Below are 12,278 nucleotides of genomic sequence, written 5' to 3' on the forward strand. Positions count from 1 at the left end.
GGCCGTGAGTGCGACAGCGGTCCGCCCGGTCGCGGCGCCGCCGGCCGCACCGCCGCTGCGCTGGTCGCCGGCGGAGCTTCTGCCGCCGCTGGTGGTCGCCGTCCTCGGCACCGTGCTGCTGCTCCCGGGGCACGGGCTGTGGTTCGACGAGCTGTTCACCGCCGAGGTGGGGCGGCTGCCGGTGCGGGAGATCCTCGCCGCGGTCGTCGAGGGCCGGGGGACGACGAGCTACCTGGCCGACGTGCCGCCGTCGTACAACGCGCCCTACTACCTCGTGGTCTGCGCCTGGACGTCGCTGCCCGGGCTGGGCGGGGACACCTCGCTGCGGGTGCTGTCGCTGCTGGCCACCGCCGGCGGGCTGGCCCTGGTCACCCGCGCGGTCACCCGGCTGGCCGGACCGGCCACCGGGGTCCTCGCCGGCACCGTGCTCGCCACCGCTCCCCTGCTGCTCGAGCAGGCCGTGGAGGCGCGCAGCTACGGCCTGGTCGTGCTGGCGACCGGCGCCGCGCTGCTGGGGCTGGTGCGCCGGCTGCAGGAACCGCCGCGGGGGCTGCTGCTGTTCGGCCTGGCCGGCGCCGCGATGGGCCTCATGCACTGGTACGCGGTCACGGTGCTGGCCGGGTTCGTCGTCGCGGCGCTGCTGCTGCGGGGGCGGCGGGCGCTGCCGGTCCTGCTCACCGGCGCCGCCGCCGCCGTCCCCACCGCCGCGCTGGTCGCGGTCAACCTGCTCAACGGCACCGGCGGCCGCAACGCCGAGCACCTGCGCGACACCGGCGGGACGCTGGCCGACCGCGCCGTCGAGGCGTGGGCCGGGGGGCGCACGCCGCTGCTGTACCTGACGGTCGGGCTGGCGGTGCTGGGCGCGCTGCGCGCGGCCGGCCTGCGGGTGGTGGCGGCCTGCTGGCTGCTGGTCCCGCTGCTGCTGCTCCTGGGCGCGGAGCTGGTGCGCCCGGTGTACCTGCCGCGCTACCTGCTGGCCGGCCTGTTGGCGCTGGGCGTGCTGGCCGCCGCCGGGGCGCTGGCCGTCCCCCGCGCCGCCCGGGCGCCCGTCGCCGCGCTGCTGGTGGCCCTGTCGCTGCTCGCGGCGGCCCCGCTGGCCGCCCGCGAACCGCGTGAGCGCGCCGATGAGGTGGTCGCGTTCCTCGCCGAGCGGCACCGCCCGGGAGAGCCGGTGGTGGCGGCCGACCAGCGCTCGGCGACCGGCGTGGACCACTACGTGCGGACGGCGGCTCCGCAGCTGCGGCCCGACGTCGTCCTGCCCCCGGACGACGCCCCGGCCGGCGCCGACCGGGTCTGGCTGGTCCGCCGGCTGATCGACGGCGCGCCGGTGCCCACCGACGACGACGCGATCCTGGCCGGCGCCGGGCTGCGGGTCACCGCCGAGCGCTCCTTCCCGGCCGTGAAGACCGACCTCGTCGTCCAGCTCTGGGAGCGTTAGCGGCGGCGCAGGGCCCACGCCAGGGAGCGCGCCGACTGCGCCAGCCGGGCCCGCGCGGTCCACGCCGACCGGCCCTCGGGGCGCGGATCGCGGACCACCGGCAGGCTCGTCACCGGCCGCCGGGCCAGCCCCACCGCGAGGACGACGCTCGGCGCCTGCGCGGCCAGGACCGCCTCCCTGACGCGGGGTCCCAGGGCGAGGAACGCGCCGGCGTCCGGCGGGAGGCCGGTGAGCCGGGCGGCCACCCGGCGGTGCACGGTGCCGGTGAACCGGCGCAGCGGGGACTCGTAGGCGCCGCGCCGTCCGCCGAAGACCGCCTCCACGTCCCCCTCGGCCAGCCGCTCCAGCAGCAGCGGCACCGCCTCGGGCGGGTCCTGCAGGTCGGCATCCAGGCACACCCACACGTCGGCGTCGGGCTCGGCCGCCAGGCCCTGGACCAGCGCGGCGTGCTGCCCGACGTTGACCGGCAGGCCGGTCACGGCGATCCGCGGGTCGGCCGCGCCCAGCGCGACGGCCACCTCGGCGCTGTCGTCCGGTGAGGCGTCGATGACCAGCCGCAGCCGCCACGGCCGGCCCTCCAGCGCGGCCGCGAGGCGCTCGGCGAGCGGGGCGAGGGTCGCCGCGTTCCGGTACACGGGGACGACGACGGCGACCCGCGGCCGGGTGGCCCCGCTCATGCCCCGGCGGCCCAGGTGCGGGCGAGGCCCGCGGCGAGGTCGACCGTGGGCCGCCAGCCCAGCAGGGCGGCGGCCAGCGAGGGGTCGCTGACCCAGCAGTCGGTGTCCCAGGCCCGGCCCGGGTGCGCTCCCGGGGCGGTGGCGATCGGCCGCCCGGTCACCCGCGCGGCGGTGGCGACGAGCTCCTCGGTGGAGGTCTGCACGCCGGTGCCCAGGTTGAGCACCTGGCCCGGCGGCAGGTCGTCGGCGAGCGCGGCCCGCACGCAGGCCTCCACGACGTCCCCGACCCACACCCAGTCCCGGCGGCTCGTCCGGGCCGGAAGCGGGACGACACCACCGCTGCGTGCGGCCGCGAGCACGACCGGGACCAGCCGGGTGGGGTGGTCCCCGGGGCCGTACACCTGGAACGCGCGCAGCACGGCCGCCCGCACGCCCCGCTCGGCCGCGGCTGCCTGCAGCAGCAGCGACCCGGCGGCCTTGGTGGCGCCGAAGAAGCCGCGGGGGTGCAGCGGTGCGGACTCGTCCAGCGGGGCGGGGCCGGCCGCGTACTCGGTGGAGGAGCCCAGGCGCACCACCACCCGGCACCGGTCGGGCAGGGCGTCGACCAGCCACGGGCTGGTGTTGACCGCCGTGGTCGCCGCGCGCTCGGCCGCATTCGCCCTGGCCCGCCCGGCGGCGAGGGAGAACACGACGTCGGGGTCGGCGGCCCGGACCGCGGCTGCAGCGGCGGCGGCGTCGGCCAGGTCGACCCGGTCCCGGGTGAGCCCGACGACCTCCCAGCCGTCGGCGCGCAGCCGGTCGACCAGGTGCCGCCCCACGAAGCCGCCGGCGCCGGTCACCAGCGCCCTCATGCCGGCTGGGCCACCGGCATCTCCGCCGTCACCGCGGCGACGAACGCGGCCCGCCGCTCCGCCACGTCGGGCCGGCCGGCGGAGCGGAGCTGGGTGAGGGTGGCGAGCAGGCGGGGCACCTCGACGAAGGGGTCGCGGCCGGCCATGTCGGCGGTGAAGGACCGGCGGAGGAAGGTGAAGTCCGCGCCGAGCCGGACCAGCTCGGCGGCCAGCAGCCGGCCCGGCACCGGGAAGCCACCCTCGGGCAGGGTGAGCCCGCCGACCCCGAAGGGCCGGTCCACCAGCGCGCGGATGGCGTCGACGGTGCCGTCGACGAGCGGCTGGAAGAGCTGGTCGGAGCGGCTGTCGATGCGCAGGTCGTTGAGCCCGACGTAGATCCGCGCCAGCGGCCGCCGGGCCAGCTCGGCGATGCGGTCCACGGCGGCGCGGGTCTCCACCAGGATGCCGAGCCCGCAGCGGCCGGCGACCAGGTCGAGGGTCCGGTCGACCTCCTCGGGGGTGCGGACCATCGGCAGCAGCAGCTCGTCGGCACCGCGGGCCACGGCGTCGTCCACCTCGCCGGCCGTCCACGGGCCGTAGCCGTTGAGCCGGCACAGCAGCCGCCCGTCGGTGGCCGCGCGCACGCGGGAGAGGTCCGCGGGCGTGTCGGTGCTGATCTGGGTGCTCTCGCCCAGCTGCCGGCGGTGTTTCCCCCGGCGCTCCCAGTCGACGATGATCCCGGCCGCGCCGGCGGCGACCACGTCGGCTCCCCAGCGGGGATCGACGGTGAAGAGGAAGAGGTCCACGTGGGTGAGCTTAGGCACACCTAAGTTCTGCCGTGTTAGGCCCCCCGGACCTGGGCGACGGCGGGTGCATCCGGGGCGCCCGCGGGGAACGGCAGCGCGGCGCCGACGACCCGCACGGAGACGTCCTCGCCCGCCACCGGCAGGTCCCAGCCCTCCAGCCGGGCGCTGCACGCCAGCCCGGAGGGCAGCTCGAGCCGCACCCGCGCATCGTGGCCGAAGAAGTCGACGCTGCGCACGCGGGCCACCGGCACGCCCCCCTCGACCGGGGCCAGCCGCAGCTGCTCGGGGCGCAGCAGCACCCGGGCCGGACCGTCCGGGCAGGGCCGCTCGAGGGCGAGGGCGCCGAGCGCGGTGTGCGCCTGCCCGGCGCGCACCTCGGCGTCGAGGACGACGGATTCGCCGACGAACGACGCGACGTCGAGGTCGCGGGGGCTGCGGTAGAGGGTGCGCGGGTCGGCCAGCTGGACCAGGCGCCCGCGCCGCAGGACGGCCACCTCGTCGGCCATCGACAGCGCCTCGGCCTGGTCGTGGGTGACCAGCACCGCCGTCGCGCCGGAAGCCCGCAGCGCGTCGACCACGGCCTGCCGGGTCTCCTCGCGCAGCGACGCGTCGAGGGAGGAGAACGGCTCGTCGAGCAGCACGAGCGAGGGCTCGGGCGCCAGCGCGCGGGCCAGCGCGACCCGCTGCTGCTGGCCGCCGCTGAGCTGGTGGGGCGAGCGGTCGGCGAGCGCGGGGTCGAGGCCGACCAGGGCGAGCAGCTCCGCCACCCGGCCGCGGTCCCGGCGCTGCCGCCGCGGCAGGCCGAAGGCGACGTTGCCGGCGACGGGCAGGTGCGGGAAGAGCCCGCCCTCCTGCGGCACGAAGCCGATCCGCCGCCGGCGGGCGGCGACGCTGCGCCCCGGGCCCGCGACCAGCCGGCCGCCGACGTCGACGGTCCCGGTGTCGGGGTCGTCGAAGCCGGCGATCAGCCGCAGCAACGTCGTCTTCCCGCAGCCCGAGGGGCCCAGCAGGGCGGTGAAGCCCCCGCCGGGAACGTGCAGGTCCACCCCGGTGAGCACCGGGGTGGCGCCGTAGGACTTCGTCACGCCGGTGACGGTCAGAGAGCTCACGTCGTCGGGTCCTCGTCGGGCATCAGGTCGTCAGTCCTCGGCTGGAGTCGCGGGAGAGCAGCACCGTAGCCGGTGCGCTGAGCAGCACCATGACCACGGCGTAGGGGGCGGCCGCGCCGTACTCCAGGGCGCTGCTGGCCGACCAGAACGCCGTCGCCAGGGTGGTGGTGCCGGTCGGGGCCAGCAGCAGCGTCGCGGTCAGCTCGGTGACGACGGCGAGGAAGACCAGGGCGGCGCCGGCGCCGATGCCCGGGGCCAGCAGCGGCAGGGTGACCCGGCGCAGCCGGTCCGGGGCCGAGGAGCCGAGCGAGGCGGCGACGTCGTCGTAGAGCGGGGGCGACTGCTCGACCGCGGCACGGACGGTGACGATGGCCCGCGGCAGGAACAGGATCGCGTAGGCGGCCAGCAGCACCGGAACGGTCTGGTAGAGCCAGGGCGTCGCGCGGATGGCGAGGGTGACCAGCGCGAGCGCGATGACGATCGCCGGGACCGAGCTGCCCAGGTAGGTGCTGCGCTCCAGCAGCGTGGCCACCCGACCCCGGGAGCGGACGGCCAGCCAGCCCGTGGGCAGGGCCATCGCGGTGGTGACGACGGCGGCCGCGGCGGCCAGCCCGAGCGTCGTCCCCGTGGTGGTGGCGAGGGCGCCGAGGTCCAGGGCCGTGGAGGAGCCGCGGACCAGCCAGGTGCCGAGGCCGGCCAGCGGGACGGCGAGGGAGAGCCCGACCAGTGCCGCGAGCGCCAGCAGGGAGGGGACGGTCAGCGCGCCCAGCCGCACCCGCCGGCCGGGGCGGGCCACCCCCGCCCCGGTGCGCGCGTAGCCGCGGCGGCCGCGCAGCCGCAGCTCGGCGAGGAGCAGGAAGAGGCAGAGCAGCACGAGGACGCCGGCGAGCGTCGTCGCGCCCGGCCCGTTGAACGTGGCCCGGTACTGGTCGTAGATGGCCGTGGTGAACGTCGGGTAGCGCAGCATCTGCAGCGCCCCGAACTCGGCGAGCACGTGCAGGGCGACCAGCAGGCTCCCGCCCAGCAGCGCGACCCGCAGCTGCGGGAGCTGCACCCGCCGGAAGACCGCCCAGCTGGACAGCCCCAGGCCGCGGGCGGTGTCCTCGAGCGCCGGGTCCAGGCCGCGGAAGGCGGCCACGACCGGCAGGTACACGAACGGGAAGTAGGACAGGGTCACGACCAGCAGCGCACCGGCGTAGGTGTCCACGCCGGGCAGCAGCGAGATCCACGCGAAGCTGTTGACGAACGCCGGGACGGCCAGCGGGGCGACCAGCAGCACGTGCCACACCCGGCGACCGGGGACCGAGGTGCGCTCCACCAGCCACGCCGCGCCGACGCCCAGCACCGCGCAGAGCACCACGGTGCCGCCGGCGAGCCGGGCGGTGTTCCACAGCAGCTCGCCCACCCGGGGGCGCAGCACCAGCTCCCGGATGCCGCTCCAGCCCAGCCCGGCCGTGGAGACGGCGATGTAGCCCAGGGGCAGCAGCGCCAGCGCCGCCACGGCCGCGGCCAGCAGCAGGGTGACCGGGGTGCGGCGCAGCCCCGGGCGGCGCGCGCGCACCGGGCCCGGGGTGCCCGGCCCGGCCGGCGCCCCGGGCCGTGCGGCCGGTGACACGGCGGCGCTCAGAGCAGCCCCACCTCCTGCATGAGCTCGGTGACCCGCCGCTGGTCGAGGGCGCCGGGGTCGACCGGTGGGGCCTGCAGGTCGGCCAGTGGGGGCAGCACGTCGGCGGAGGCGACGCCGGTGCCCACCGCGTACTCCAGCGCCGAGCTCTCGGCCAGCCGCTGCTGCGCCGCCGGGCTGGTCAGGTAGGCGACCAGCCGCTGGGCCTCCTCGGGCTGGTCGCTGGAGGCGAGGACGCCGGCGCCGGAGACGCTGAGGAACGCGCCCGGGTCCTGGTTGCCGAAGTAGTGCAGGCGGGCGTCGTCCCCCTTGAGCGCCTTCTCCGCCTGGTCGCGGTACCAGTAGTAGTGGTACATGATCCCGGCGTCGATCTCGCCCTCGTCGGCGGCCACCATGACCGCGGTGTTGCTCTGGTAGACGGCGGCGTTGCGCTCGAGACCCTCCAGCCAGGCGCGGGTGGCCTCCTCCCCCCGCAGGGCGAGGACGGCGCTGACGATCGCCTGGAAGTCCGCGCCGCCGGCGGCGATGCCGATCCGCCCCTCCCACTCCGGGTCGGCCAGGTCGAGGATCGACGCGGGCAGCTCCGCCTCGGGCAGCTGGGCGGGGTTGTGGACCAGGACGGTGGAGCGTGCGGCGAAGCCGGTCCAGTTGCCCGACGAGGGGCGGTACTGCTCCCCGACCTGGTCGAGGGTCGCCTGGTCGAGCGGGGCCAGCAGGCCCTCGTCGTCGAGGACGTCGATCGCCGGGCTGTTCTCGGTGAGGAACACGTCGGCCGGCGAGGCCTCGCCCTCCTGCACGATCTGGTTGGCCAGCTCCGCGTCGTTGGCGTCGCGGAACTCCAGCGCGATGCCGGTCTCCTCGGTGAAGTCCTCGAGCATGGTCCGGATCAGGCTCTCGTGCTGGGCGCTGTAGACGGTCAGCGTCCCGGCGGCGGCCGCGTCGTTCGAGCCGCAGCCGGCGAGCACACCGGCCGCGGTGAGGGGAGCCGCGAGAATCGCGGTCACCCGCGCGAGCCTGGTCACGTGGTTCCTCCGGGAAGATAGGCAAGGCAGACCTAACCGGAAGGTGTATCACGACCGGCGGCCGGGCGGGTGGGCGCATCGGCTACAACTGGCCCATGCCCTCCGGAGAGCGCTCCGCCCCACCGCGCCTGCGCACGGCCCGCTTCGCCGAGCTGACCCCCTTCGAGCTCTACGCGCTCTGCCGGCTCCGGGTCGACGTCTTCGTCGTCGAGCAGCGGTGCCCCTACCCCGAGCTCGACGGCCGGGACGCCGAGCCGGCCACCGTGCACCTGTGGTTCGAGGACGACAGCGGCGTGCTGGCGACGATCCGGGTGCTCGACGAGGGGGAGCGTCGCACCATCGGCCGGGTTGCGACGGCGGCGTCCGCCCGTGGCCGCGGGCTGGCCGGCCGGCTGCTCGAGGCCGGCATCGAGCTCTGCGGGGACGCCCCGATCTCCCTCGGCGCGCAGGCGCACCTGGAGGGCTGGTACGGCACGTTCGGCTTCCGCCGCAGCGGCCCCGGCTACGTGGAGGACGGCATTCCGCACGTCCCGATGCGCCGCGAGCCCACCGCGCCGTGACCCTGCCCGACGAGGAGTCCGCAGCCCTGCTGCGGGCCGCGGCCGACCGGCTGGAGGCCCTCGCGGGACGGACGACGCCCGGCGACTGGCGGGCCGGCGGGCTGCTGGCCACCCGGCCGGAGGTCGTCGCGCACCTCCCCGGGGGCGGCACCGAGCACGTGGCCGAGGCGCGGGCGGGCACGGCCGGGTGGATCGCCGCGCTGTCCCCCGACGTCGCCGGCCCGCTGGCGGCCTGGCTGCGGGCCGCGGCCGGGGTGCGGCCGGTGACCGGCCCCGCCGTCGCCGTCGCCCGGGCGCTGCTGGCCCGGCTGCCCTGAGATCCGGCGGGGGCGCGTACGGCCGCTCAGCGCAGCGGACCGCCGCAGGCCGCCGCGCGATCCGACAGCAGGACGCGCTCCTGCTCGTTGCGGGTCAGCGCGGCGGCGCGTTCGAACTCGGCCCGGGCCTCCGTCGCGCGGCCGAGCCGGGCCAGCAGGTCGCCGCGGACGCTCGGCAGCAGGTGGTAGCCGCGCAGCGCCGGGACGTCGACCAGCGCGTCGACCAGCTCCAGCCCGGCGCCGGGACCGTAGGCGCGGGAGACCGCGACCGCGCGGTTGAGCTCGACCACCGGGGAGGGCGCCAGCTCGGCGAGCGCCTCGTACAGGGCGGCGATGCGGATCCAGTCGGTCTCCGCCGCCGTCCGCGCCCGGGCGTGGCACGCGGCGATCGCGGCCTGCAGCGCGTACGGGCCGAGCGCGGTGCCGGTCCGCTCGGCGCGGCGCAGCGCGGCCAGCCCGCGGCCGATGAGGACGTGGTCCCAGCGGCCGCGGTCCTGCTCGTCCAGCAGCACCGGCTCGCCGGTCGGGCCGATCCGGGCCCGCATGCGGGAGGCCTGGATCTCCATCAGCGCCACGAGCCCGTGCACCTCGGGCTCCTCCGGCGTCAGCTCGGCGAGGACGCGCCCGAGCCGCAGCGCCTCCTGGCAGAGCGTCGGGCGGGTCCAGTGCGCGCCCGCGGTCGCCGCGTAGCCCTCGTTGAAGATGAGGTAGACCACCTCGAGCACCGAGGAGAGCCGGGCGGTGAAGTCCGGGCCGGTCGGCATCTCGAACGGGACGGCGGCCGCGGCCAGGGTCCGCTTGGCGCGGACGATGCGCTGGGCGACGGTCGACTCGGCGACCAGGAAGGCCCGCGCGATCTCATCGGTGGCGAGCCCGCCGAGCAGGCGCAGGGTGAGGGCGAGCCGAGCCTCGCGGGAGAGCACCGGGTGGCAGGCGATGAAGACCAGGCGGAGCAGGTCGTCCTCGACCACCTCGTCGAGCGCCGCCGCCCAGTCGGGCTCCTCGGCCTCCTGCAGGTCGCGGCCGAGCTGCGCGGTCTTGCGCTCGAGCCGCTCGGCGCGGCGGAACACGTCGACGGCGCGGTGCTTGGCGGTGGCCATCAGCCAGGCCGCCGGCTTGTCGGGGACGCCGGTCTGCGGCCACCGCTCCAGCGCCGCGACCAGCGCGTCCTGGGCCAGCTCCTCGGCCAGGCCGACGTCCCCGGTGACGCGGGCGAGGGCGGCGACGAGCTTGGCGGACTCGATCCGCCACACGGCCTCGACGACCCGGTGCGTCGTCCCGCTGCTCATCGCCGCCCCTCCCCGACCGTCAGGACTTCTGCTGGGCCTCGACCATCGCCCGCAGCCGGTCATCCCGCTCGCGCAGCTCGGGGGTGAAGGCGTCGCCGAAGTCGTCGACCTCGAAGACCTGCCGGACCTCGAGCTCGTCGTTGCGGAACGGTGCCCGCCGCACCCACTCCTCGATCTCCTCGCGGGAGGAGACCTGCAGGATCCAGTAGCCGGCGATCAGCTCCTTGGACTCGGCGAACGGGCCGTCGACGACGGTGCTCTTCCCCTCGCCGTCGTAGCGCACCCGGAACCCGCGGGAGCTGGGGTGCAGCCCGTCGCCGGCGAGCATGACGCCGGCCTTCACCAGCTCCTCGTTGTAGGCGCCCATCTCGGCCAGCTCCTGCTCGGTGGGCATGACGCCGTTCTCGGTGTCCTCGTTGGCCTTGACGATCACCATGTAACGCATCGCGGCTTCTCCTCGTGTGTCCCGGCGGGGGCCGATCCTGTCGACCGGCGCGAGCCCGCGCTACTGAGACGTCGAACGGCAGCCTCCCTGATCGACAGGAGCGCCGAGATTTTTTTCCGCCGGCGCCCGGCCCCGCGGTCTCCCCGCGCCGCGGGCTTTCCGGCACGCCTGGCTAGCGTTGCCGGGTGACCGCTGCCCGGACGCCTCCCCCGGCGTACCTGGTGGACGCCGCCGACAAGGCGCTGCAGCTGGTGGTGCTGCTGCAGACCACCGAGTCGGTGAGCGTCAGCGAGGCGGCGGCACACCTGGACGTCGCCCGCTCCACCGCCCACCGGCTGCTGGCCACTTTGCGGCACCGGGAGTTCGCCGTGCAGTCGGGTGACCGCCGGTACCGGGCCGGTCCCGCGCTGCGCCGCACGGTGGCCCGCCCACGCTCCACCTCAGCGCTGGTCGAGCTGGCCGCGCCGCTGCTGCGCCGGCTGCGCGACGAGGTCGACGAGACCGTGCACCTGGTCGTGCTCGACGGGGCGGAGGTGGTGTTCCTGCACAGCGAGGAGAGCCGCCAGCCGCTGCGGATCGGCTCCCGCGCCGGCGCCCGGCTGCCCGCCCGCCACGCCTCGGGGGGCAAGGTGCTGCTGGCCGCGCTGGAGCCCGCGGAGGTCGACGCCCGCCTGGGGGGCGAGCTGACCGCCACGGAGCTGGCCGCGCTGCACGAGCAGCTGGCCGGTGTCCGTGCCGCCGGGTACGGGCTCAACCAGGGCGACACGGAGCCTGGCATCAGCGCGATCGGCGTCCCGGTTCTCGACGACCACGGAGTCGCGATCGCCGCCGTCTCGGTGTCGGTGCCGGCGATGCGGCTGCCCCGGGCCCGACTGCCCGAGCTCACCGGCGCGCTGCGCCGCTGCGCCGCCGACCTGACCAGCCTCGCGGGTTGAGCCTGCCGGGGCTGGCCGCGCTCGAGCCGCGCTTGATCGGCCCGGGTCGCCAGGCGCACCTCGGGCCGGACGTCCACGACCATGCGGCGGAGGCTGGCGGGCTCGGCCGGTGTCCGACCAGAGAAGGCTGCCACGGCGCGGGTGGTGCGCCGCACTGCGCTCACCGTGCGCTGTGCTACCCGGGCGGGGACACCGCCTTCAGTTGGCCCCGACACGAGCGTGGCCGGCCCACCGCAGCGAGTCCTTCACAGGGTGCGCCCCCTCCGTTCGAAGAGAGACGACTGCGCTACCCAAGAGCCTTGTTCGGGCTGGTCAGCAGGCACATGAAACCGCTATCATCGAACATGTGTTCGAGATGTTGGAAGGCTCGTCAGTCGAGTCCTGCGTGCGCGGGTGGCTGCTGGGGGCCCGGCGCTCGGTCGGCCGGGCGCACCGGTTCCGGACGCCGCTGAAGTTGCCTGCCGACCCACCGCGGTTCCGCGATGCGGGCATGGAGGAGCAGCCCCCGACGCCGCTGGCGCGGCTGCTCGAGGAGGGCGCCGCGCAGCTGGACCGCGCCGAGCACGCGCACCGGGCGGCGGGGCGGGCGGCTGCGGGGCGGTTCCGGGCGCTGGCCGCCTTCGCCCGGTGCCGCCCGGCCGGGTCCCTCGACCGGATGCCGGGTGAGCGGGGTGCGGCCTCGGCGGCGTCCCGGGCGGCGCGCCCGGCGGTGTTGACCAACGTGTCGGAGTGGGCGGTCGATGAGGTGGCGGTCCGGCTGCGGCTGACCGCGCACGCCGCCCAGGCGCTGCTGGAGCAGGCGGTGATCCTGGACGAGCAGCTGCCGGCCACCCTGGCCGCCCTGGAGGCCGGGCGACTCGGCGAGCGGCACGCCGCGGTGCTGGCCGACCTGCTGCCGCTGCTGGCCGACCCCGCCGTGCGGGCGGCGGTCGAGGCCGGGCTGCTGGCCCGGCTGGGCTCGAAGACCCCGCCCCAGCTGCGCGAGGCCACCCGGCGGGCGGTCCTGCGCGCCGACCCGAACGCCGCGCTGCGCCGGGCCGCCGCGGCGCTGCGCGAGCGCGGCGTGCGGCTGCATCCCGGCCAGGACTGCATGGCCACCCTGGCCGCGGTGCTGCCCGCCCCGGTCGCCCGGGCCTGCCACGCCGCCCTCGAGCAGTACGCCGCCGCCTGCGCGGTCGCCGGGGACGAGCGGACCCAGCAGGCGCGGATGGCCGACTGCCTCACCG

The 12,278-nt window shown here is 76.9% G+C and carries 13 protein-coding genes; 5 read left to right on the top strand and 8 right to left on the bottom strand.

The window, feature by feature from the left end; all coding sequences use genetic code 11:
• Window positions 1–4 precede the first annotated feature (4 nt).
• Window positions 5–1,438, top strand: coding sequence for an ArnT family glycosyltransferase (locus BMZ50_RS12260; protein ID WP_091324733.1), 1,434 nt, complete (start codon window positions 5–7; stop codon window positions 1,436–1,438).
• Here BMZ50_RS12260 and BMZ50_RS12265 read toward each other — a convergent pair.
• The 6 genes from BMZ50_RS12265 to BMZ50_RS12290 form a co-directional block, all read right to left on the bottom strand.
• Window positions 1,435–2,115 (bottom strand): glycosyltransferase, encoded by a 681-nt coding sequence (locus BMZ50_RS12265; RefSeq protein WP_091324735.1) that lies wholly within the window; start codon window positions 2,113–2,115, stop codon window positions 1,435–1,437. The genes BMZ50_RS12260 and BMZ50_RS12265 overlap by 4 nt on opposite strands.
• Complete coding sequence (locus tag BMZ50_RS12270) at window positions 2,112–2,966, bottom strand: NAD-dependent epimerase/dehydratase family protein (RefSeq protein ID WP_091324737.1); 855 nt, start codon at window positions 2,964–2,966, stop codon at window positions 2,112–2,114. Before BMZ50_RS12270 ends, BMZ50_RS12265 begins: the two co-directional genes overlap by 4 nt.
• Window positions 2,963–3,751 carry an aldolase gene (locus tag BMZ50_RS12275; protein WP_245753601.1) on the bottom strand — a complete coding sequence of 263 codons (789 nt, stop codon included), beginning with the start codon at window positions 3,749–3,751 and terminating at the stop codon, window positions 2,963–2,965. The genes BMZ50_RS12270 and BMZ50_RS12275 overlap by 4 nt, the downstream gene beginning before the upstream one ends.
• A gap of 35 nt (window positions 3,752–3,786) precedes the next feature.
• Window positions 3,787–4,860 carry an ABC transporter ATP-binding protein gene (locus BMZ50_RS12280; protein ID WP_091324741.1) on the bottom strand — a complete coding sequence of 358 codons (1,074 nt, stop codon included), beginning with the start codon at window positions 4,858–4,860 and terminating at the stop codon, window positions 3,787–3,789.
• A gap of 22 nt (window positions 4,861–4,882) precedes the next feature.
• Window positions 4,883–6,421, bottom strand: coding sequence for an ABC transporter permease (locus BMZ50_RS12285; protein WP_218146217.1), 1,539 nt, complete (start codon window positions 6,419–6,421; stop codon window positions 4,883–4,885).
• A gap of 62 nt (window positions 6,422–6,483) precedes the next feature.
• On the bottom strand, window positions 6,484–7,488 hold the full coding sequence (locus BMZ50_RS12290) for an iron ABC transporter substrate-binding protein (RefSeq protein WP_245753602.1): 1,005 nt from the start codon (window positions 7,486–7,488) through the stop codon (window positions 6,484–6,486).
• A gap of 113 nt (window positions 7,489–7,601) precedes the next feature.
• Here BMZ50_RS12290 and BMZ50_RS12295 point away from each other — a divergent pair, with 113 nt between their 5' ends.
• Window positions 7,602–8,066, top strand: a complete 465-nt coding sequence (locus BMZ50_RS12295) for a GNAT family N-acetyltransferase (protein WP_091324744.1) — start codon at window positions 7,602–7,604, stop codon at window positions 8,064–8,066.
• The gene (locus BMZ50_RS12300) at window positions 8,063–8,383 is read left to right on the top strand and encodes a hypothetical protein (RefSeq protein WP_245753603.1); all 321 of its coding nucleotides are present in this window, start codon (window positions 8,063–8,065) and stop codon (window positions 8,381–8,383) included. The genes BMZ50_RS12295 and BMZ50_RS12300 overlap by 4 nt, the downstream gene beginning before the upstream one ends.
• 26 nt (window positions 8,384–8,409) lie before the next feature.
• Here the strand turns inward: BMZ50_RS12300 and BMZ50_RS12305 are convergent, their stop codons facing one another.
• Window positions 8,410–9,672 carry an RNA polymerase sigma factor gene (locus BMZ50_RS12305; protein WP_091324747.1) on the bottom strand — a complete coding sequence of 421 codons (1,263 nt, stop codon included), beginning with the start codon at window positions 9,670–9,672 and terminating at the stop codon, window positions 8,410–8,412.
• A 19-nt stretch (window positions 9,673–9,691) separates the two neighbouring features.
• On the bottom strand, window positions 9,692–10,117 hold the full coding sequence (locus BMZ50_RS12310; protein ID WP_091324750.1) for a YciI family protein: 426 nt from the start codon (window positions 10,115–10,117) through the stop codon (window positions 9,692–9,694).
• 185 nt (window positions 10,118–10,302) lie between these two features.
• Between BMZ50_RS12310 and BMZ50_RS12315 the strand changes: the two genes are divergently transcribed.
• Together BMZ50_RS12315 and BMZ50_RS12320 are read left to right on the top strand one after the other, a co-directional pair.
• Window positions 10,303–11,052, top strand: coding sequence for an IclR family transcriptional regulator (locus tag BMZ50_RS12315; protein ID WP_218146218.1), 750 nt, complete (start codon window positions 10,303–10,305; stop codon window positions 11,050–11,052).
• Between the two features lie 355 nt (window positions 11,053–11,407).
• On the top strand, window positions 11,408–12,278 hold an 871-nt coding region (locus BMZ50_RS12320), incomplete at its 3' end, for a DUF222 domain-containing protein (protein WP_245753609.1).

The sequence above is a fragment of the Geodermatophilus ruber genome (genome assembly GCF_900114385.1).
Taxonomy (GTDB): Bacteria; Actinomycetota; Actinomycetes; order Mycobacteriales; family Geodermatophilaceae; genus Geodermatophilus; species Geodermatophilus ruber.

Bases quoted from the DNA above. Each gene is read 5' to 3' on its own strand.
- BMZ50_RS12265 (WP_091324735.1), bottom strand. From the start codon at position 2,115: ATGAGCGGGGCCACCCGGCCGCGGGTCGCCGTCGTCGTCCCCGTGTAC.
- BMZ50_RS12270 (WP_091324737.1), bottom strand. From the start codon at position 2,966: ATGAGGGCGCTGGTGACCGGCGCCGGCGGCTTCGTGGGGCGGCACCTG.
- BMZ50_RS12295 (WP_091324744.1), top strand. From the start codon at position 7,602: ATGCCCTCCGGAGAGCGCTCCGCCCCACCGCGCCTGCGCACGGCCCGC.
- BMZ50_RS12305 (WP_091324747.1), bottom strand. From the start codon at position 9,672: ATGAGCAGCGGGACGACGCACCGGGTCGTCGAGGCCGTGTGGCGGATC.
- BMZ50_RS12310 (WP_091324750.1), bottom strand. From the start codon at position 10,117: ATGCGTTACATGGTGATCGTCAAGGCCAACGAGGACACCGAGAACGGC.